At 64.9% G+C, this 20,823-nt stretch carries 20 protein-coding genes, 1 pseudogene and 1 riboswitch; of the genes and pseudogenes, 15 read left to right on the forward strand and 6 right to left on the reverse strand.

Annotated elements, in window-relative coordinates; genetic code table 11:
- Positions 1-148: 148 nt before the first annotated feature.
- Positions 149-2,506: a phosphoenolpyruvate synthase gene (gene ppsA / locus P0M04_RS21830; RefSeq protein ID WP_259447862.1), complete on the forward strand. Its 2,358-nt coding sequence runs from the start codon at positions 149-151 to the stop codon at positions 2,504-2,506.
- 49 nt (positions 2,507-2,555) lie between these two features.
- Here the strand turns inward: ppsA and P0M04_RS21835 are convergent, their stop codons facing one another.
- Positions 2,556-3,506 carry a tetratricopeptide repeat protein gene (locus P0M04_RS21835; protein WP_259447032.1) on the reverse strand — a complete coding sequence of 317 codons (951 nt, stop codon included), beginning with the start codon at positions 3,504-3,506 and terminating at the stop codon, positions 2,556-2,558.
- A gap of 190 nt (positions 3,507-3,696) precedes the next feature.
- Here P0M04_RS21835 and P0M04_RS21840 point away from each other — a divergent pair, with 190 nt between their 5' ends.
- The 5 genes from P0M04_RS21840 (at position 3,697) to P0M04_RS21860 (ending at position 6,371) form a co-directional block, all read left to right on the forward strand.
- Complete coding sequence (locus P0M04_RS21840; RefSeq protein WP_259447031.1) at positions 3,697-4,059, forward strand: hypothetical protein; 363 nt, start codon at positions 3,697-3,699, stop codon at positions 4,057-4,059.
- Positions 4,060-4,188: 129 nt separating this feature from the next.
- Complete coding sequence (locus P0M04_RS21845; protein ID WP_259447030.1) at positions 4,189-4,611, forward strand: NfeD family protein; 423 nt, start codon at positions 4,189-4,191, stop codon at positions 4,609-4,611.
- Positions 4,608-4,967, forward strand: coding sequence for a hypothetical protein (locus tag P0M04_RS21850; protein WP_259447029.1), 360 nt, complete (start codon positions 4,608-4,610; stop codon positions 4,965-4,967). Before P0M04_RS21845 ends, P0M04_RS21850 begins: the two co-directional genes overlap by 4 nt.
- Before the next feature lie 27 nt (positions 4,968-4,994).
- Positions 4,995-5,924, forward strand: a complete 930-nt coding sequence (locus P0M04_RS21855) for an SPFH domain-containing protein (RefSeq protein WP_259447028.1) — start codon at positions 4,995-4,997, stop codon at positions 5,922-5,924.
- A 96-nt stretch (positions 5,925-6,020) separates the two neighbouring features.
- Positions 6,021-6,371, forward strand: a complete 351-nt coding sequence (locus P0M04_RS21860; protein ID WP_259447027.1) for a hypothetical protein — start codon at positions 6,021-6,023, stop codon at positions 6,369-6,371.
- On the opposite strand, the gene P0M04_RS21865 is transcribed toward P0M04_RS21860, so the two are convergent.
- Entirely contained in the window at positions 6,368-8,542 is a 2,175-nt protein-coding gene (locus P0M04_RS21865) for a TonB-dependent receptor (protein WP_259447026.1), read from the reverse strand. The genes P0M04_RS21860 and P0M04_RS21865 overlap by 4 nt on opposite strands.
- A 105-nt stretch (positions 8,543-8,647) precedes the next feature.
- Between P0M04_RS21865 and P0M04_RS21870 the strand changes: the two genes are divergently transcribed.
- From P0M04_RS21870 to P0M04_RS21885, 4 genes are all read left to right on the forward strand, one after another.
- A complete protein-coding gene (locus P0M04_RS21870) occupies positions 8,648-9,805 on the forward strand; it encodes a PepSY-associated TM helix domain-containing protein (RefSeq protein ID WP_259447025.1) in 1,158 nt (385 codons plus the stop codon).
- On the forward strand, positions 9,802-9,993 hold the full coding sequence (locus tag P0M04_RS21875) for a hypothetical protein (RefSeq protein ID WP_259447024.1): 192 nt from the start codon (positions 9,802-9,804) through the stop codon (positions 9,991-9,993). Before P0M04_RS21870 ends, P0M04_RS21875 begins: the two co-directional genes overlap by 4 nt.
- Before the next feature lie 175 nt (positions 9,994-10,168).
- The gene (gene lepB / locus P0M04_RS21880; protein ID WP_259447023.1) at positions 10,169-10,855 is read left to right on the forward strand and encodes a signal peptidase I; all 687 of its coding nucleotides are present in this window, start codon (positions 10,169-10,171) and stop codon (positions 10,853-10,855) included.
- Between the two features lie 173 nt (positions 10,856-11,028).
- Positions 11,029-12,228 (forward strand): multidrug effflux MFS transporter, encoded by a 1,200-nt coding sequence (locus tag P0M04_RS21885; protein ID WP_259447022.1) that lies wholly within the window; start codon positions 11,029-11,031, stop codon positions 12,226-12,228.
- 144 nt (positions 12,229-12,372) lie between these two features.
- Here the strand turns inward: P0M04_RS21885 and P0M04_RS21890 are convergent, their stop codons facing one another.
- Positions 12,373-12,612, reverse strand: a complete 240-nt coding sequence (locus tag P0M04_RS21890; RefSeq protein WP_259447021.1) for a hypothetical protein — start codon at positions 12,610-12,612, stop codon at positions 12,373-12,375.
- Between the two features lie 87 nt (positions 12,613-12,699).
- Between P0M04_RS21890 and P0M04_RS21895 the strand changes: the two genes are divergently transcribed.
- Complete coding sequence (locus P0M04_RS21895) at positions 12,700-14,100, forward strand: aminotransferase-like domain-containing protein (protein ID WP_259447020.1); 1,401 nt, start codon at positions 12,700-12,702, stop codon at positions 14,098-14,100.
- A gap of 47 nt (positions 14,101-14,147) precedes the next feature.
- Here the strand turns inward: P0M04_RS21895 and smpB are convergent, their stop codons facing one another.
- Entirely contained in the window at positions 14,148-14,597 is a 450-nt protein-coding gene (gene smpB, locus P0M04_RS21900) for an SsrA-binding protein SmpB (protein WP_056435493.1), read from the reverse strand.
- Positions 14,598-14,664: 67 nt separating this feature from the next.
- Here smpB and P0M04_RS21905 point away from each other — a divergent pair, with 67 nt between their 5' ends.
- Positions 14,665-15,096: a type II toxin-antitoxin system RatA family toxin gene (locus tag P0M04_RS21905; protein WP_259447019.1), complete on the forward strand. Its 432-nt coding sequence runs from the start codon at positions 14,665-14,667 to the stop codon at positions 15,094-15,096.
- Complete coding sequence (locus tag P0M04_RS21910; protein ID WP_259447018.1) at positions 15,089-15,388, forward strand: RnfH family protein; 300 nt, start codon at positions 15,089-15,091, stop codon at positions 15,386-15,388. The genes P0M04_RS21905 and P0M04_RS21910 overlap by 8 nt, the downstream gene beginning before the upstream one ends.
- A gap of 378 nt (positions 15,389-15,766) precedes the next feature.
- Here P0M04_RS21910 and P0M04_RS32920 read toward each other — a convergent pair.
- Positions 15,767-15,892: pseudogene (locus tag P0M04_RS32920) on the reverse strand (DUF4124 domain-containing protein); the annotation flags it as partial.
- A gap of 133 nt (positions 15,893-16,025) precedes the next feature.
- On the opposite strand from P0M04_RS32920, the gene guaB reads away from it, so the two are divergent.
- Both guaB and guaA read left to right on the forward strand, forming a co-directional pair.
- Positions 16,026-17,486 carry an IMP dehydrogenase gene (gene guaB / locus P0M04_RS21915; protein ID WP_259447016.1) on the forward strand — a complete coding sequence of 487 codons (1,461 nt, stop codon included), beginning with the start codon at positions 16,026-16,028 and terminating at the stop codon, positions 17,484-17,486.
- Between the two features lie 56 nt (positions 17,487-17,542).
- Positions 17,543-19,153 (forward strand): glutamine-hydrolyzing GMP synthase, encoded by a 1,611-nt coding sequence (gene guaA, locus P0M04_RS21920; RefSeq protein ID WP_259447015.1) that lies wholly within the window; start codon positions 17,543-17,545, stop codon positions 19,151-19,153.
- A 192-nt stretch (positions 19,154-19,345) separates the two neighbouring features.
- On the opposite strand, the gene P0M04_RS21925 is transcribed toward guaA, so the two are convergent.
- Complete coding sequence (locus P0M04_RS21925) at positions 19,346-20,440, reverse strand: cellulase family glycosylhydrolase (protein ID WP_259447014.1); 1,095 nt, start codon at positions 20,438-20,440, stop codon at positions 19,346-19,348.
- Positions 20,441-20,502: 62 nt separating this feature from the next.
- Positions 20,503-20,582: riboswitch (cyclic di-GMP riboswitch) on the reverse strand.
- Positions 20,583-20,823: the final 241 nt, after the last annotated feature.

The following is a 20,823-nucleotide window of genomic DNA, read 5'->3' on the forward strand; positions in this document are numbered from 1 at the left end:
TCATCCGGCCGTCGGCCATCCGCCGTACAGATTTCCATCATCAAAAAGGTGTTTTACCATGACTAACCTGTCGAATGCAGTATTGAAGGCGCCCGATCCCACAGCGGCCGGCGAGAGCGTGTACGTTGCCTCGTTCGAAACCCTGCGCATGACCGACGTCGAGTCGGTCGGCGGCAAGAATGCGTCGCTCGGCGAGATGATCAGCCAGCTGGCCGAGGCCGGCGTGCGCGTGCCGGGCGGCTTCGCCACCACGGCCCAGGCCTTCCGCGACTTCCTGAACCACTCGATCGACGGCGGTCCTTCGCTGGGCGAGCGCATCGCCAAGCGCCTGGAAGGCCTGGACGTGGACGACGTGCGCACGCTGGCCGCCAGCGGCGCCGAGATCCGCCAGTGGATCATCGACACCCCGTTCCAGCCGCGCCTGCAGGCGGAAATCGAAGCCTTCTACGACCGCCTCGTGGCCGATTCGGACACGGAAGTGTCGTTCGCCGTCCGTTCGTCCGCCACCGCGGAAGACCTGCCGGACGCCTCGTTCGCGGGCCAGCAGGAGACCTTCCTGAACGTCGTCGGCATCGACAACGTGCTGGAAGCGATGAAGCACGTGTTCGCGTCGCTGTACAACGACCGCGCGATCTCGTACCGCGTCCATAAAGGCTTCACCCACGCCGAGGTCGCGCTGTCGGCCGGCGTGCAGCGCATGGTCCGTTCCGACACGGGCGCCGCCGGCGTCATGTTCACGATCGACACGGAATCGGGCTTCAAGGACGTCGTGTTCGTCACGTCGAGCTATGGCCTGGGCGAGACCGTCGTGCAGGGCGCCGTCAATCCGGACGAGTTCTACGTGCACAAGCCGATGCTGGAGCAGGGCAAGAAGCCCGTCATCCGCAAGAACATCGGCTCGAAGCTGATCAAGATGGAATTCACGAAGGAAGCCAAGGCCGGCCGCTCCGTGCAGACCGTCGACGTGCCGATCGAGCAGCGCAACCGCTATTCGCTGACGGACGAGGAAGTCGTCGAGCTGGCCAAGTATGCCGTCATCATCGAGAAGCACTATCAGCGCCCGATGGACATCGAGTGGGGCAAGGATGGCCGCGACGGCAAGCTGTACATCCTGCAGGCGCGTCCGGAAACCGTGAAGTCGCAGCAGAAGGCGACGGATTCCCAGCAGCGCTTCAAGCTGAAGGGCACGGGCACCGTGCTGACGTCGGGCCGCGCGATCGGCCAGAAGATCGGCGCCGGTCCGGTCCGCGTCATCAACGATCCGTCCGAAATGGAACGCGTGCAGCCGGGCGACGTCCTCGTCGCCGACATGACCGACCCGAACTGGGAGCCGGTCATGAAGCGCGCCTCCGCCATCGTGACGAACCGCGGCGGCCGCACGTGCCACGCGGCGATCATCGCCCGTGAACTGGGCGTGCCGGCCGTCGTCGGCTGCGGCGACGCGACCGAGACGCTGAAGGACGGCACGTTCGTGACCGTGTCCTGCGCCGAAGGCGACGAAGGCAGGATCTACGACGGCCTGCTGGAAACCGAAGTGACGGAATCGGCACGCGGCGAGCTGCCGGCCATCCCGACCAAGATCATGATGAACGTCGGTAACCCGCAGCTTGCGTTCGACTTCCAGTCGATCCCGAACGGCGGCGTGGGCCTCGCCCGCCTGGAGTTCATCATCAACAACAACATCGGCGTGCACCCGAAGGCGATCCTCGAGTACCCGAACATCGACAACGACCTGAAAAAGGCTGTCGAGTCGGTCGCCCGCGGCCATGCGTCGCCGCGCGCGTTCTACGTCGACAAGCTGGCCGAGGGCGTGGCGACGATCGCCGCCGCGTTCTGGCCGAAGCCCGTCATCGTGCGCCTGTCCGACTTCAAGTCGAACGAGTACAAGAAGCTGATCGGCGGTTCGCGCTACGAGCCGGACGAGGAAAACCCGATGCTGGGCTTCCGCGGCGCCGCGCGCTACCTGGCCGAGGACTTCGCCGAATCGTTCGAGATGGAGTGCATGGCGATGAAACGCGTGCGCGACGAGATGGGCCTCACCAACGTCGAGATCATGATCCCGTTCGTGCGCACGCTGGGCCAGGCCGAGAAGGTCATCGCGCTGCTGGCGAAGTACGGCCTGAAGCGCGGCGAGAACGGCCTGCGCGTCATCATGATGTGCGAAGTGCCGTCGAACGCCATCCTGGCCGAGCAGTTCCTGGAATACTTCGACGGCTTCTCGATCGGTTCGAACGACCTGACGCAGCTGACGCTGGGCCTCGACCGCGACTCCGGCATGGAGCTGCTGGCCAAGGACTTCGACGAGCGCGACCCGGCCGTGAAAGCCATGCTGACCCTGGCGATCAAGGCGTGCCGCGCGCAGGGCAAGTACGTCGGCATCTGCGGCCAGGGGCCGTCGGACAACCCGGACTTCGCCGTGTGGCTGATGGAGCAGGGCATCGAGTCGATGTCGCTGAATCCGGACTCGGTGATCGATACGTGGCAGAAGCTGGCGTCGATGCAGTAAGCTCGGAACCGCTGATGTAAAAAACCGCTGCCTCGGCAGCGGTTTTTTTTTACGCGTGCACTTCCGACCGATGAAGGTGATCGAACGCGCGCTGGAATTCGTCCAGATGCCGCGCGAACGGCGGCTGCGCGACGGCACGCAGCCGCCCCAGCAACGCCTCGCCTTCGGCCACGCGTTCCGTTTCCAGGCAGGCGCGCAGCAGGTGGAACGCGGCCTGCGGGCCGTGCCGGCCAGGTTCGTAGACGGGGCCGACAAGCGTGACGATCAGGCCCGTGTGGCCATACTGGCCCAGGTCGGCCGCCATCGTCATCAGCGCGCCGCCGTCCACGTCTTCCCCGGCCAGCACGGCCGTGTACTGTTCGCGCGCGGCCGGCAGGTCGCCGGCGGCGAGATGATGGCGGGCCAGCAGGAGCCGCGCGCGCCAGCTGCCCGGCAGGGCGCACGCTTCCTGGAGCGCCTCCAGGAACCCGGATTCCCCGCCGCGCGCGCGCTCGACGGCCAGCCAGCCGTTCAACCCGTGTTCGAAGTTCGGATCGAGCCGGATGGCGCGCCGCAGCAGATCGGACGCGCCCGCCGCATCCTCCCGGTCGTGCTTCACCTTCGCCAGGTTGGTGAGCAGCGCGGCCGTTTCGCCGCAGGTCCGGATGCCTGCCTGCAGCACGGCCTCGGCCTCGTCGTGCCGCCCGCTTTCAAGCAGGACGATGCCGTGGGTGACATGGCTGCGTTCGGGGAGCCCGTCGATCTCGACGAGGCGGGCGGCCGCCGTCATCAACTCGGGCGCGAACCCGTCGGACAGCGCAGTGAGGATGGTGCCGTACAGCGCGTCCGGCGTGTCCCAGTGCTGCTTGAGTTGCGGATGCAGCACCTTGTCGCGCCATTCCTCGCGCGGCATTACCACCTGGCGGCCGTGTTCGTCGTAAGCCGTGATGGCGTCGTCAATATCGGGTGTCGGGGCGGCAGTCGTACGGGTGCGGAAGGCGGCGAGCAGGCGTCGGAACATGGCGGATCTCCAGAGAACGATGCATCGCATTATTGGAGCTTATTTCCAGGTGGCAATTGATCTTCCCCGACAGCGGGCGCGCAACGCGATGTGCATCAACGCGGGAACGATGTTGGGCCTGAAGCAACAAGTTGTTGACTTGTCACGGAAAAACGTTACACTTTGGCAAAAGTTTTTGTCGAGGAGAGGTATGAAACGTTTGACCTGGTTGGCTGTCGTGATGGGTGTACTCTGGAGCGGAGCAGGCCATGCCGCCGACGCGGGCCTGTGCAAGTCGCTGTGCGCCGCCGACAAACGCGAATGCCGGGCGAACGCGCGGGAACTGGCCGCGGAAGATGGTGAGTTGCCGCTCGGCAGGACCGAGCGCAATCCGATGGCGCGCGCGGCCCAGGAGCAGGTGCCGGCGCAGGCGACCCGGGCGATGGACAATGCCGGCACGCAAACGCGCCGGATCGACTACGCGGGCAAATGCGACGCCGCCTACCAGCGCTGCACCCGCGCCTGCGCCGCGCCGCCCGACTCGATCCTCGTCAAGCCGGCAGCCGGCCGTTGACTCCGCGCACAGACGCGCTAGACTGGCGCTCATTGGACCCGCTCATTGGACCCGCTCCCCATGCGACCCTCGTCACCCAAAGCGGGCGGCGGGGGTTTTTTATCTTTCGATCCGACCACGGAGGAAACCATGGCTGACTGGATGGGCTGGCTGGTAGCGGCCGGCGTGCTCGTGATCCTGGAGCTGTTCACCGGGACGTTTTACCTCCTGATGATCGCCGTCGGGCTCGCGGTCGGCGGCATTGTCGCGCTGGCCGGTGCGGGAACCCCGGCGCAGGCGATCGCCGCCGCCATCGTGGGCGTGCTCGCGACGGGGCTGCTGCACCGCTCGCGCTTCGGCCATCCGGCCAGGTCGGACGCGCAGCGCGACCGCAACGTCAACCTGGACATCGGCCAGCGCGTGACGGTGCCCGCCTGGGACAACGGCCGCGCGCGCGTGATGTACCGCGGCGCGCTGTGGGACGTGGAGCTCGGACAGGGCGTCGCGCCGCATGCGGGCGAGTTCCGCATCGTCGAGGTGCACGGCAGCCGGCTCGTGGTAGGCAATCCATGAACAAGCGGCATGTGCTGACCCTGCTGGTGGCGCTGACGCTCGTGTTCGGCGTCGTCGACGCGCGCGAGATGGCGCTGGGCGTCCAGTCGAACGGCTGGGCCGTCCTGTCGACGGTGCTGTTCAGCTTCCTGAGCTTTTGCTGGTACCGCCTCGACAGCGACGCCCACCAATACCGCCGCACGGCCCTGCTCAACGTGGGGATCGTGATGTTCGCGATCCTCGCCGTGCCGTACTACCTCGTGCGCAGTCGTCCGGCCGGGCAGAAGGGCCGCGCGCTGCTGCGCCTGGCCGGCTTCTGCCTCGTCCTCGTCCTGTCGGCGGGACTCGGGGGCGTCGCCTACGAACTGCTTGCCTGACCATTACCTCATCAAGGAAGGACACCCATGGAATTCACGTTCGGAACCGTCGCGCTGGTGATCTTCATCGTCGCCATCGTGTTCGTCTTCAAGACCATCAACGTCGTGCCCCAGCAGCACGCGTGGGTGGTGGAACGGCTCGGCAAGTACCACGCCACGCTGGCGCCGGGCCTGAACATCGTCGTGCCGTTCGTCGACCGCATCGCGTACAAGCACAGCCTGAAGGAGATCCCGCTCGATGTGCCGCCGCAGGTCTGCATCACGAAGGACAACACGCAGCTGCAGGTCGACGGCATCCTGTATTTCCAGGTGACGGACGCGATGCGCGCGTCGTACGGCGCGTCCAACTACATCCAGGCCATCACGCAGCTGGCGCAGACGACCCTGCGCTCCGTGATCGGCCGCATGGAACTGGACAAGACGTTCGAGGAGCGCGACCACATCAACACGACGATCGTCAACGCGATCGACGAATCGGCCGCCAACTGGGGCGTCAAGGTGCTGCGCTACGAGATCAAGGACCTGACGCCGCCGGCCGAGATCCTGCACGCGATGCAGCGCCAGATCACGGCGGAGCGCGAAAAGCGCGCGCTGATCGCCGCGTCGGAGGGCCGGCGCCAGGAAGCCATCAACATCGCGAGCGGCGAGCGCGAGGCGGCCATCGCCCGTTCGGAAGGCGAGAAGCAGGCCGCCATCAACCGTGCGCAGGGCGAGGCTGCGGCCATCATCGCGCTGGCGGAAGCCAGCGCCAGCGCATTGCGCCAGGTGGGCGAGGCGATCCGCTCGCCGGGCGGCATCGATGCCGTCAACCTGCGCGTGGCCGAAGAGTACGTGCACGCCTTCGGCAACCTGGCGAAGACCAACAACTCGGTCATCGTCCCGGCCGACATGGGCGACATGAGCGGCCTGATCGCGTCGGCGCTGACGATCGTGAAGTCGCAGAAGCCGTCCGTGTGATGATGATCAACGGCAACTTCACGCGGTTCCCTAAGCTGTTGGACGTCGTCTAACCGCGCCGGCGAGGGAGTCTCCCGCGGCGCATGAGGAGCCGCGATGAGTCACCAGCGTGTCGTGTTGTGGATCATGGTGCTGATGGCCGGCACCGGCCTGCTCGATGCCGGCCACGCCGACGCCGCCGCGCAGCTGCATTTCGTCGTCGGCGTCGTCGTCAGCTACCTGGGCTTCCTGTGGTACCGCGGCGACAGCGATGCGCGCGGGTTCCGCAGGTCGCGCTGGCTCAGCGTGGCGGTCGTCGCGTTCACGGTCGCCACGATTCCGTATTACCTCGTGCGCAGCCGCGGGGAAGCGGAGCGCGGGCGCGCCCTGGTGGCGTACGCCGCCTGCCTCGCGGCGGCGGCGTTCGCCGTGTGGGTGGGCATGGCCATCCACATCGGTCTGGCTTAGAAGTCGACCGTCGCCGACACGGTGAACGTGCGCGGGGCGCCGAGCACCAGGTAGCCGTAGCCCGGATAACCGCCCGCCGACGCCCAGTAATTCCGCCCGAACGCATTGTCCACGCGCGCCCGCACGGTCACGTCGCGGTCGAGCACGCGCGTCGCATACGTGGCGCCCAGGTCGAGGCGCGTCCACGACGGCAGCTTCTGCGTATTGGCCGCATCCGCGTACTGGTGCGACGTGGTGACGGCACGGGCGTTCAGCGACAGGCCGGCCACCTGCGGCACGTCCCAGTCGGCGCCGAGGTTCAGCTGCGCGCCGGGCACGCCGATCGCATCCTTGCCGTCGTTGATGCCGCCGGCCGTGCGGCGCTGTTCGGCGTCGAGCAGGGTGAGGCCGCCGAGCACGCGCAGGCCGTGCATCGGCAGGCCGAACACGGACAATTCGAGGCCCTGGTTGCGCTGTTCGCCGAACACGCCGAACACGCCGTTCTGGATGTAGCCCAGCGGCTGCGCCGTCGAGAACAGCGCGGCGCTCATCCCCAGCTTGCCGCTGTCGTACTTCACGCCCACTTCTTTCTGGCGCGAGGTGTAGGGCGCGAAGATCTGGCCCTGGTTGATGACGCCGACGCCGGACGCCGTCGGTCCCTGCTGCAGCGCCTCGATGTAGTTCGCGTAGATCGACACGTTCTTCAAAGGCTTGTAGACGATGCCCGCGACCGGCGTATTGGCGCTCTGGTCATATGCGCTGTTCTGGGCACCCGTGTTGTAGTCGTAGCCGTATGACTTGATGCGCTGGTGGCGCACGCCGGCGGTCACGCGCACGGTGTCGTCGAGGAAGGACAGCGTGTCCGCCACCGCATAGCTGGACAGGATGCTCTTTGCCGTCAGCAGCGGGTTGGCGAGCGAGCCGCCGGTGAAGGCGTTGGCCACCGGCGCCGCGACGTCGACGGGACGGACCAGGTTCGAGGTCCAGCCGGCGAAGTCGCCGAACGCGTACGCATTGTCCGACTTCGATTCGAATGCCGATGCGGTGGCGCTGACCGTGTGTTTCACGGCGCCGGTCGCGAAGTCGCCGCGCACGCCGATCTCGCCGGTACGCACGTTGTCCTTGCGCTCGTTGTCGAAGCGCGTCATCACGGTGCCGCCGTTGTTGTCGGTCGTCGTCGGCGACGAGATCACGTTCGATTCGCGGCCTTCACGTGCGCCGGCCGCCGCCCAGGCGACGACGTGCGGCGCCAGGTCGACTTCGCCGCGCAGGGTGCCGAACGTGTCGCGCTCGTTCGAATGCGTCCACGGCTGGGCGAAATTGCTGTCGGCTTCCGGTGCGGCCGGGATCGCGAGGCCCGAACCGACGGTCACGCTGGGGCGGCCATTGCGCAGCTGATGATCCTGGTAGCCTACGTCGGCCGACACGCGGTAGTTGTCGCCGCGGTAGTCCAGGCCGACGGAGAACACGGACAGCTCGCGCTGTTCGCGGTCGACGGCCGTGTCGCCGTCGCGCCGGACGGCGTTCACGCGGATGCCGGCGCGGTTGTTCGCGCCGAAGCGGCGCGCCACGTCGGCCGCGGCATAGGCCTGGCCGCCCGATTCGACGCCCACCGTCACTTCGTTCAGGGCCCCGTTCGGTGCGCGCTTGGGCAGCAGGTTGATCATGCCGCCGATGCCGCCGCCGCCCGGTGCGGCGCCGTTGATGAAGCTGTTCGCGCCGCGCAGCACTTCCACGCGTTCCAGCAGTTCGCTCGCCACGAACTGGCGCGGGAGCAAACCGTATAAACCGTTATACGCGAGGTCGTCCGAGTTCACCGCGAAGCCGCGGATCACGTACAGCTCCTGGTAGTTGCCGAAGCCGCGCGCCACGCGCACGGACGGGTCGTTCTGCACGACGTCCGCGACGCTCCTGGCCTGCTGGTCCTGGATCAGCGCGTGCGTGTAATTGGTGGCGTTGAACGGCGCGTCCATGATGTCCACGTTCCCCAGCAGGCCGAGTCGCCCCCCGCGCGCCACCTGGCCGCCCGCATAGGCGGACGGCAGGCCCTGCGCGGATGCGTCGGCGGACGCGGTGACGACGACGGTGGCGATGCCGTCGTCGGTCGTCTGCGCCGAGGCGGAGGCGGCGAGGAGGAGGGCGCCGACGGCGATCGGCGTGAGGATGGTGTGGGGAAACGGTGCGGACTTCATGGGAATGTTGTTTGATTAATGAGAATAATTCTCATTATACGGAGCGTTCTTGCGTTCGTAAATGAGAACTATTATTATCTAGGCTCGGCCGCAACAATCCCTCCCATGTCTCCCGCACACCTCCGCCGCTGGTCCTGGATCCATACCTGGAGCAGCCTCATTAGCACCGTCTTCATGCTCCTGCTGTGCCTGACCGGCCTGCCGCTGATCTATCACCACGAGATCGGCCACCTGCTCGGCAACGACATCGAGGCGCCGCAATTGTCCGCCCCGCAGGCGCCGGCCAGCCTCGACCGCGTGATCGCCGCCGGCCAGGCGCGCTATCCGGACAAGGTCATGATGTACATGTCGCAGGAACCGGACGAGCCTTCGCTGTGGTTCCTGACGATGGGCACGCATGCGACCGACCCGGATTTCAAGAGCATCGCCATCGACGCGCGCACCGCGCAGTTCGTGGGCGAGCCGCCGATCGAAGGCGGCGGCGTCATGCAATTCCTTTTTCATTTGCACGTCGACCTGTTTGCCGGTACAGGGGGCAAGCTGTTCCTCGGTTCCATGGGGTTGCTGCTGCTGGTGGCGATCGTTTCCGGCGTCGTGCTGTACGCGCCGTTCATGCGCAAGCTGGAATTCGGGACGGTGCGCCAGGGCCGCACGGCGCGCCTGAAATGGCTCGACCTGCATAACCTGCTGGGCATCGTCACGCTCGCGTGGGCGCTCGTCGTGGGCGCGACCGGTGTCGTCAACACCCTGGCCGACGTGCTGCTGAAGGTCTGGCAGGCCACGGAGATCGCCGAGATGACGAAGCCTTACGCGGGCCAGGCCGCGCCCGTCACGCTGGCGTCGATGGAAGCGACGGTGCGCCATGCGGAAGCCGCGGCGCCCGGCATGCGCGTCGGCTTCATCGCGTTCCCCGGCACGCCGTTCGCGAGCCCGCATCACTACGGCGTGTACATGCACGGCGACGCGCCGCTCACGTCGCGCCTGTATCAGCCGGTGCTGGTCGACGCGCAGACGGCCGCCGTGACGGACCGCCGCGACCTGCCGTGGTACCTCAAGACGCTGTTGCTGTCGCAGCCGCTGCACTTCGGCGACTACGGCGGCGCCGGCATGAAACTCGTGTGGGCCCTGCTGGACGTGGCGACGATCGTCGTGCTGGGCAGCGGCTTGTATCTGTGGCTGCGGCGCAGGCGTACGGTGGCGCGGCCCGCACGCGCGCAGGCGGACGTCGCGCCGGCGCTGGTACGTGAAGGAGAGATCCGATGACAGCTTCGTTCCGCCACCTGTGGGGCATGCCGCTGCTGCTGGGCGCCGTGACCGTGTTCGGCCTCGTCGCGGGCCTGCTGGAAGATGGCGTGTGGGACGTGATCGCCGCGGCCGCGCTGGCGCTGCCCGTGCTGGTTGGAGCCTGGTACGCGTTCAGGCCGGCGCGACCTGTCGATCCGGCGAGGTGACGGCCGCGCCGGCGCGTGCGACGATGGCCATCCCGATTCGACGACCAACGCCACGACCGACGACGTCGGCAACTGGCTCACACGCGTACGCATACGTGCCTTAATTCTCGGTTAAGTCAGCGCGCGTATAACATCGGCAGAGCGACAAGAACATGACTACAAGCGGGAGACCTGAATGAAGAACTGGGCGCGCAACAACAAAGGCTTTCTGGCGTTTCTCGTCCTGTTCGGCGTGTTCCGCACGGCGGTCGCGGACTGGAACCCGATCCCCTCCGCGTCGATGCACCCGAACCTGCTGGAAGGCGACGTCGTGCTCGTGAACCGCCTCGCGTTCGACCTCAAGGTGCCGCTGACGAACGTCGTGCTCGCGCACCTGGGCGAGCCGCAGCGCGGCGACATCGTCACGTTCCGCTCCCCGCGCGACAATACCCTGCTGATCAAGCGCGTCGTCGCGCTGCCGGGCGACGTCGTCGAGATGCGCAACGAACGCCTGTACATCAACGGGCAGGGCGCCGATTACCGCGTCGTGGAACATTCGCTCGACTCCATCGGCGGCACGGCGACGCGCGCGCTGCAACTGGCCGAGACGTGGGACGACAAGGCCGCGCGCGGGCCGCGCCATATCCAGATCATGCCTGACGTGATGGCGCCGCGCACCTTCGGCCCCGTCACGGTGCCGCAGGGCGAATACCTGATGCTGGGTGATAACCGCGACAACAGCGCCGATTCGCGCGTGATCGGCCTCGTGCCGCGCAAGCTGCTCGTGGGCCGCGCGGAACGCGTGCTCGTCTCCGCCGACTACCAGGGCAACTGGATGCCGCGCACGGAGCGCTTCGGCATGTCGCTGTATCGCCCGGACTAATTTTCCGATCGCGTGCGCGCAGGCGGCACTGGCTGCGCCTGCGTGCCCTCGGTGTCCCGGCGCGCCGCCTCGTGAACGGCGGCGCGCCTGCACGGTCCAGGTAAATCCCGCTACAATTTCGTCCTTCGGACGCTCGCATCGTGCAGTGCCGATGTTTTGATCAAGGCATGCATATGCAAAGACTCCTCACCGTCATCCTCGCCTGTCTCGGCATGGTCGGCGCCCTCGCCATCGACACCTACCTGCCGTCGATTCCCGCCATCGGCCGGGCCTTCGAGGTCGGTCCCGTCGCCGTGCAGCAGACGCTGTCGGTATTCCTCTTCATGTTCGCGTTCATGATGCTGTTCTACGGGACGCTGTCCGATTCGTTCGGCCGCCGCCCCGTGATCATGGTCGCACTGACGATCTACACGCTGGCCTCCGCCGGCGCGGCACTCGCGCCCACGTTCGGGTGGCTGCTGCTGTTCCGCGCGCTGCAGGGCATGTCGGCCGGCGCCGGTTCCGTGATCGGCCAGGCCATCGTGCAGGACCGCTTCACGGGCGCCGACGCCCAGCGCATCATGTCGCACATCATGATGGTGTTCGGCCTCGCACCCGCCATCGCGCCGGTGCTGGGCGGCTGGCTGCACGTGACGTTCGGCTGGCGCGCGACGTTCGTGTTCCTCGCGCTGTTCGGTACCGTGATGCTGCTCGCGACCTGGAAGCTGCTGCCGGAAAGCCTCCCGCGCGACAAACGCCACGCGTTCCACGGCGTGGCCATCGCGCGCAACTACCTGAAGGTGCTGGGGCATCCGCAATTCGTGCTGCTGTCGCTGTCGGTGGGGCTCGCGTTCGGCGGGCTGTCGCTGTATATCGGCTCGGCCGCGAACTTCGTGATGGAGATCCTGCATCTGCCCGAAACGGCATTCGCGTGGATGTTCATCCCGCTGATCAGCGGCATGGTGATCGGCTCCGCGTGGGGCGGCAAGCGCGCCGCGCGCATCCCGGCGCCACGCATGCGTGCCATCGGCTTTTCCACGATGCTGCTCGCGTGCGTGCTGAACGTCGGCTACACGGCGGCCGCCGGGAATGCGGTGACGATCCCGTGGGCCGTGCTGCCGCTGATGGTCTACACGTTCGGCCTTGCCGTCGCGATGCCCGCGATCCAGGTGAGCGCGCTCGGCCTGTTCCCCGACAACCGCGGCCTCGCGTCGTCGATGCTCGCGTTCATCCAGATGATGTCGTTCGCACTGGTCTCCGGCCTCGTCGCGCCGCTGCTGTTCGACAGCGCCTTCAAGCTCGCGTGCGGCGTGGCGGTGGGCCTCGTGGCCAGCTTCTGTGCGTGCCAGCTGGGCAATGCGATGGCCAGGGGGCAGAGCCCGGTTCTTCCTTAGGGCTCTGACCCCGGTTCGAGCCTGGAACGGATCAGCGCCGGCGCGGTCCAACGGTCATCGCGTGCCGGCCAGCCGGCGTCATCGACCTGCGCTTCGTCGGCGATGCCGGAGACAGCGCCAAACTAGGGAAGGCTTTCCTCCCCATCATGGGAGGTTCAAGTCCAGACCGAGCGTTCTGGCAAGGACGAAGGTGACGAGCGCCAGGCCCACGAGCGTTACCACGAAGACGGCGGCCACCTTGCCACTTGCGCGCAGCACCGCGCGCCTCTCGTTTTCCTTTCCCTTCTTCCCTTGATCGTAATGCCACTTGATGGCGAAGAACATGCCCGTGCATAACACGAGCGCCTTGAACGCAACAAAGACTACAGGGATCCATTCCATCATTTTGTGTATTTCCAAGCTATTACTTATGGTGTTGCGGCAGGTTCTAAGGCATTCTACTTAGAAGCAATTTCCATACATTGAGACAAAATGTCCCAGTTGAATGCCATACAAGATGACGATTCGCTCATCTGGTTGCCGCGATTGGCCGTGCACGGCGGGCCACGTTTCCTGCAGATCGCGGATGCGTTGCAGGCGGCGGTCGTGGACGGATCGCTGAAGCCGGGCGACCGCCTGCCTCCGCAGCGCCGGTTGGCAGCACAGCTGGACGTCGACCTGACGACGGTCACGCGCGCATACGACGAAGCCAGGCGCCGCAACCTGCTGGAAGGCCGCGGCGCCCGAGGCACATATGTCGCGGCGCCGAAAGTCGAATTGACGGCTATCCTCGACCTGAGCATGAACACCCCGCCACCTCCGGATGGCGTGGACTTCGACGACATGTTGAAACAAGGTTTGTCCCAGGTACTGATGAGGGCAGACAATGCATCGCTGATGACGTACCACCTGGGCGGGGGAAGCGACTCCGACCGCAAGGCTGGCGCCCAATGGCTCGAACCGATGTTCGGACATCCGGATGCCCGACAGGTTGTCGTCTGTCCGGGTGCGCAGGCGGCGATCGCCGCGTCGATCCTGGCGCTGACGGCGCCTGGCGATACCATCCTGGCAGAGCCGACGGGTTATCCCGGCTTGCTGACCGCAGCGACCCAGTTCGGCCGGCAGATCGTTGCGGTGGAAGCGGACATGCACGGGATGGTGCCGGCAATGTTCGAGGAAGCGTGCCGCCGGCACAAGCCTGCGCTGGTCTACCTCAATCCGACATTGCAGAACCCGACCGCGATCACCATTCCGGAACGCCGGCGCAAGGAGCTCGCCGGCATCGCACAGCGCTGCAATGTCCGCATCGTCGAGGACGACCCCTACTGGCGCCTTGCCGATGCGCCGCCGCCGCCCATTGCCACTTTTGCCCCGGAACAGGTGGTCTATATTTCGACCCTGTCGAAATGCCTGACGCCCGGCTTGCGTGTCGCCTTCGTGCTGATACGCGACCCGGACGAACGCGAACGTTTCCTGGCCGCGCTGAGATCATTTGCGCTGATGGTCGCGCCGCTGACGGCCGCCCTGGCCACGCAGTGGATCCTCGACGGTTCGGCTGACGCATTGATGGAAGGCGTACGCAAAGAGGCGCGCCTGCGCCACCGGATGGCCCGGGATATCCTGGCGGGGCGGTACAGCGGCGCCGGAGACGGCCTGCATGTATGGCTCGAGTTGCCGGCGTACTGGAACCCGTCGCAGCTTGCGCGTGCAGCCGACAGCGAGGGCATCGCAGTCACGCCGGCGGAGGCATTTGCAACCGGCAGCGGATCCGTGAACGCAATCCGGATCTCGTTGGGAAGCGTCAAGGACCGCGGGCGCCTGCAGGCGGGTCTGCAACGGCTGTCTCAGCTGCTTGCACGTCGGCCGGAGTCGTTCAGCGCTGCCGTGGTTTGACCGTCGCGGGCAATACGAAACGGTGAGCCGCTGACAATAAGCCAGTGCTACCGGCGATGCTGCTTCATCGCCTTGTCGACCTCACGCTTGGCGTCGCGGTCCCTCTCGGTATCGCGCTTGTCGTGCTGTTTCTTGCCCTTGGCGAGGCCGACTTCGCATTTCACGCGGCCGCCCTTGAAGTGCAGGTTGAGGGGAACGAGGGTGTAGCCGGAACGCTCGACCTTGCCGACCAGCTTGTCGATCTCGGCCTTGTGCAGCAGCAGCTTGCGGGTGCGCAGGGCTTCCGGATGGCTCCAGGCGGAGGCGGTCGTGAGGGCGCTGATGTGGGCGCCGAACAGGTACAGTTCGCCGTTGCGCACGACGACGTACGCTTCCTTGATCTGCACGCGGCCGTCGCGGATCGCCTTCACTTCCCAACCTTCCAGCACGAGGCCCGCCTCGTAGCGGTCCTCGATGAAGTAGTCGAAAAAGGCTTTTTTATTGTCAATAATACTCATGAAATCGCTAAATTCCGCGCGTCGGTTAAAATGCAAACTAACCAACATCATAACAAACGGTTGACCAATGGCAGTAGTGCACAAATCAGTTTTCCTCGGGTACAGCTCGGAACAGATGTTCGATCTGGTCGCGAAAGTCGAGGACTATCCGAAATTCCTTCCTTGGTGCAGCGGCGTGAAAGTGCTCGAACGCAGCGACGACAAGCTGGTAGCCTGCCTGCAAATCAACTTCCACGGCGTCAAGCAGAGCTTCACCACGTCCAACCACAACCAGCGTCCGACCCAGATGAAGATGCATCTCGTCGACGGTCCCTTCAAGATGCTGGAGGCGACGTGGAGCTTCAAGTCCCTGCGCGCCGACGCCTGCAAGATCGACTTCGACATGCAGTACGAGTTCTCGAGCATTATCCTCGAGCAGCTCGTCGGACCCGTGTTCGGCATGATCGCCAACACGATGGTCGATTCGTTCTGCAAGCGCGCCGAGGTGGTCTATGGCTGAGCAGGCGGAATTACAAGTCTACGTGACGTACGCGCTGCCGCAGAACGAGTTCATCCGCCCGCTGCGCGTCGCGCCCGGCACGACGGTCGGGCAGGCCATCGAGCAGAGCGGCGTACTGGCCAGCTTCCCGGACATTAACCTGGTGACGCAGCCTGTCGGCATCTACGGCAAGAAAAAGACGCTCGAGACCGCGCTGCGCGACCGCGACCGCGTGGAAATCTATCGCCCGCTCGTGGCCGATCCGAAGGATTCGCGGCGCAAGCGCGCGGCCAAGAAGCAGGCCTCGGCTTGAAGGCCGTGGGCACCTGTGCCCACGCGTAACCTCTTCAGCGGCACCCGGCCAGCACGCGCCGGACCTGTGCCAGCCGGCGCGCCTTCTCGTCGTCCGTGACGAAGACGCGCTCCCCTTGTCATCCATATCCGCGATGCGCACGCCCGACGTGAGCACCGCCTCGCTGCGACGTGCCGCGGCGCATTGCGCGGCGTTATCCGCCTTGCGCTGCGCTTCCTCGGCCGCCTTGCGCTCGTCCGCATCGCGCTCGGCTGCGCGCTTGCGGAAGTCGGCGTCGCGGTCGGCCAGGGTGGGGGCCGCGGGCTTCGCAGGCTCGGCCGTTGCAGCTGGCTCTGCGGCCGCCGCCGACCGCGGCGTCTTCACAATGCGCGCGTGTGGCGTGCCGGGCGGCGGCGGGTGGTCGGAAAATACGCGGGTGCCGTGGTCGTCGATCCACGAGTATTGGGCAAGGGCGGGCGCGGATACGGCGCAGGCTGCAAGCAGCAGGAGAGAATAACGGTTCATGGTCCGATTTCGCCATGCCGGGCAGCCACTGTCAATCGCCGGATGCGGGTGATTTCAGTCGTTTTTTGCCAGGCTTGCGACGTTTTCCTGGAGTTTCTGTATAATTCGCTTTTGCGCCTATAGGAAATAAACTATGCGTCTCCTCCAGAAAGCACTCACGTTCGATGACGTGCTGCTCGTCCCGGCTTATTCCAACGTCCTCCCGGCCAACACGTCCCTGCGCACCAAGCTGACCCGGAATATCTCGCTGAACATTCCGCTGCTGTCCGCCGCCATGGACACCGTGACCGAAGCCCGCCTCGCGATCGCGATGGCCCAGGAAGGTGGTATCGGCATCATCCACAAGAACCTCCGTCCGGCCGACCAGGCGCGCGAAGTCGCGCGTGTGAAGCGTTTCGAAGCCGGCGTGCTGCGCGACCCGATCACGATTCCGCCGACGATGAAGATCCGCGAAGTCCTGGCCCTGGCCCAGCAGCACGGCATCAGCGGGTTCCCGGTGGTGGAGGGCAAGCAGGTGGTCGGCATCATCACGAACCGTGACCTGCGTTTCGAAGAGGACCTGGACGCCGAGGCGCGCGCCAAGATGACCCCGCGCGACAAGCTCGTGTACGTCAAGGAAGACGCCGGCACGGAAGAGGCCAAGCGCCTGATGAACAAGTTCCGCCTGGAGCGCGTGCTGGTCGTCAACGACGAGTTCGAACTGCGCGGCCTCATCACCGTGAAGGACATCCTGAAGTCGCACGAACACCCGAATGCATCGAAAGATGCGCAGGGCAAGCTGATCGTGGGCGCGGCCGTCGGCGTGGGCGACAAGGACAAGGAACGCGTGGAGCTGCTGGTGAAAGCCGGCGTCGACGTGCTGGTGGTCGACACGGCGCACGGCCACTCGCAAGGCATCCTCGACCGCGTGAAATGGATCAAGGACACGTACCCGCACGTGGACGTCATCGGCGGCAACATCGCAACCGCCGCCGCCGCACGCGCGCTGGTGGAAGCGGGCGCCGATGCGGTGAAGGTCGGCATCGGCCCGGGCTCCATCTGCACGACGCGTATCGTGGCCGGCGTGGGCGTGCCGCAGATCACCGCGATCTCGAACGTCGCCGAAGCGCTGGCAGGCACGGGCGTGCCGTGCATCGCCGACGGCGGCATCCGCTACTCGGGCGACATCTCGAAGGCACTGGCAGCCGGTGCGCACACCGTCATGATGGGCTCCATGTTCGCCGGCACGGAAGAAGCGCCGGGCGAAGTGATCCTGTACCAGGGCCGCAGCTACAAGGGCTATCGCGGCATGGGTTCGCTGGGCGCGATGGCTGAAGGTTCCGCCGACCGCTACTTCCAGGAAGCGTCCGCCAAGGCCGACAAGTTCGTCCCGGAAGGCATCGAAGGCCGCGTCGCCTACAAGGGCAGCGTGCTGGCGATCATCTACCAGCTGGTCGGCGGCGTGCGCCAGTCGATGGGCTACTGCGGTTGCGCGACCATCGAAGAACTGCGCGAGAAGGCGGAGTTCGTCGAGATCACGTCGGCCGGCATGCGTGAATCGCACGTGCACGACGTGCAGATCACCAAGGAAGCGCCGAACTACCGTACGGAATAAGATCCCCTTCAACGCGGCCTGCGGGCCGCGTTTTTGCATTGACTATCAAAATAAACATGCATTCCAAAATCCTCATCCTCGACTTCGGTTCCCAGGTTACCCAGCTGATCGCCCGCCGCGTGCGCGACGCCGGCGTTTTTTCCGAGGTCTATCCCTACGACATCGGCGACGAGTTCGTCCGCAACTACGGCGCCTCGGGCGTGATCCTGTCCGGCAGCCACAACTCCACGCTGGAAGGCGATTCGCCGCGCGCCCCGCAGGCCGTGTTCGAACTGGGCGTGCCCGTACTGGGCATCTGCTACGGCATGCAGACGATGGCCGCGCAACTGGGCGGCAAGGTCGAGAACGGTAAAGTCCGCGAATTCGGCTACGCCGAGGTGCGCGCCCGCGGCCATACGAAACTGCTGAACGGCATCAACGACTTCGTCACGGACGAAGGCCACGGCATGCTGAAGGTCTGGATGAGCCACGGCGACAAGGTCCTCGACATGCCGCAGGGCTTCAAGCTGATGGGCTCGACGCCGAGCTGCCCGATCGCCGCCATGGCCGACGAAGAGCGCGGCTTCTACGCGCTGCAATTCCACCCGGAAGTGACGCACACGACGCAGGGCGAAGCCATCATCGGCCGCTTCGTGCACGAGATCTGCGGCTGCAAGAGCGACTGGAACATGCCGGACTACATCAGCGAGGCCGTCGACAAGATCCGTGCGCAAGTCGGCAGCGATGAAGTGATCCTGGGCCTGTCGGGCGGCGTCGACTCGAGCGTGGCCGCAGCCCTGATCCACCGCGCCATCGGCGACCAGCTGACCTGCGTCTTCGTCGACCACGGCCTGCTCCGCAAGGACGAGGGCAAGATGGTCATGGACATGTTCTCGAAGAACCTCGGCGTGAAGGTGCTGCGCATCGACGCCTCCGACCAGTTCATGGGCCACCTCGCCGGCGTCAATGACCCGGAGCAGAAGCGCAAGATCATCGGCCGCGAATTCGTGGAAGTGTTCCAGGAGCAGGCCAAGCAGCTGACGGCGGCCCGCTGGCTGGCGCAGGGCACGATCTACCCGGACGTGATCGAATCGGCCGGCAAGGGCAAGAAGGGCCAGACGATCAAGAGCCACCACAACGTGGGCGGCCTGCCGGAAACGCTGAACCTGAAGCTGCTGGAGCCGCTGCGCGAACTGTTCAAGGACGAAGTGCGCAAGCTGGGCGTCGCCCTGGGCCTGCCGCACGACATGGTCTACCGCCACCCGTTCCCGGGCCCGGGCCTCGGCGTGCGCATCCTCGGCGAAGTGAAGCGCGAATACGCCGACCTGCTGCGCGAAGCGGACGCGATCTTCATCGAAGAACTGCGCAACACGCCATTCGAAGTGCCGCACGTGCCGGGCATCGACGCCGGCAAGGCGCCGACCAACTGGTACGAGGCGACCTCGCAGGCATTTGCCGTGTTCCTGCCGGTGAAATCGGTGGGTGTGATGGGTGACGGCCGTACCTATGAATACGTCGTGGCGCTGCGTGCGGTGCAGACGCTGGACTTCATGACGGCGCAGTGGGCGCATCTGCCGCATGAGTTGATGGGCAAGGTCTCCAATCGCATCATCAACGAAGTGCGCGGCATCAACCGCGTCGTGTATGACATTTCGGGGAAACCGCCGGCGACGATCGAGTGGGAGTGACCGGAGTGTTGTAAGTAGGTGATTTTAAAGTAAAACATGTTGGCCATTGATCATTCGACCCGAATGATCAATGGCCTTCTGTTTTTATCGTCGGGTTCGCGAAACGACCGACCGTCACTGACGGCTGTGACGATGCCACAGCACGTCACCATAGGCGAGAGGTCCTTATAGGCCGGTCACGTCGACGTTACGTTACTTTGCGTTCCGATAGGCGTTGAATGCCGGCTTCGGCGAGCCGTCACTACGTACCATCCCGTAATAGCATTCGCTGTCGGACGAGCCGGGCGCGCAGAAATCCTTGTAGTTGTACCAGAACGTCGGGCCGGTCCACGTATAGGAGGCGGCCAGCGACAGCGTTTGCGTCACCATGCTGGCCTGGCGGTCTTCCGACACCGTGGTTCCCCACACATTGGTGCCCGAGGTCGGTGCGCCGTACTCGGTGATCCAGATCTTCTTTTTGTCGTCGCCGTATTGGCTCATGATCGACCGGAAACTCGTCGACGTGCTGAACATCTGTGCCCAGTTGTTGGAACTGGAATCAAGCGGAAGTTGCGGGGCAGTGTACGGATGATTTCCGACGGCGTCGAAGTAGGGGGCAGCGCCGCTGCCGTACAGCAGTTGCAGGAAGAGGCGCGCTTCCATGTTGCCGCCGCTGGTCGACGGCTGGCCGAGGCCCCCGCTTACGACGAGTGTCCTGGGATTCTGCTTCTTGATCGCGCCATAGGTCTGCTTGAGCAACTGGGCATAGCCCGCCGGATCGGCGCCTGGATTCCAGAATTGCACGAGGTTGGGCTCATTCCAGATCTCCCACGCGGCGACACCGGCGTTGCCATAACGCGTGGTCAGGAACGCCGCAAAATTGGCGAACGTCTGCGGATTCGTTGGTGGGAAAAACTTGCTTGCCTGTCCGCCGTTGGCCCAGCCGGGCGTGTACGCGATCAGGCCAAGGATCTTGATCTGCGCTTTCGCGAGCGCTGCCACGACCCGGTCGTGATCGGCCAGGTTGTACGTCGTCGGAGTCGGCTGCATGACGCTCCAATCGAAATCGAACCGCACCCATTTGACGCCCAGGTTCTTGTACCCATCGATGGTCGACGTCAGTTCGGCCGGTGAAAGTCGGAACAACTCGTTGCCGTTGATGCCTTTTTGTGCATGTGCTGCCGGAACGCTCAGCGCAAGGACAAGGCTGAGCACGACGCTGGGAAATCTCTTGAATGCGTGCAGAAACGCTGTCGCCAGCGACGGGAAAAGCAGGCGCAGCGCGCCCATATAGAAGGTCATTTTCATAAATTGCCTTATCAAATCCGCTGCTCACGCTGCGGGACAAGGCCTGCTCCACAAAATCCGGAGCAGGCAACTGGCTGACTTGTCGGTACAAGCCCCTGTAGTTTTGCGTCGCCGGATTGCTCCGGGTTTGCCTTTCATTCACATCGCTATGCTACACCAATAGTTTCTATGCGGCAAATTAATTGACGTATTTGTGTAAATGTAAATACACATAAGAAATGTTTCTGTCAATGTTTCTTGGTTTTTCGCGTTTTCTTCCCAAAAATTTGACAAATATGTTGTTTTTTGTGAGGTGTAAATATTTCGCTTGTAAGAACATTCCTACTTCAGCATTATTGCTGCAGAGCGGAATAGTTTTCTTTCAGAACTTCTTCTTTGTTTTT

It is taken from the genome of Telluria mixta, assembly GCF_029223865.1.
In the GTDB taxonomy this organism is placed as follows: Bacteria; Pseudomonadota; Gammaproteobacteria; order Burkholderiales; family Burkholderiaceae_D; genus Telluria; species Telluria mixta.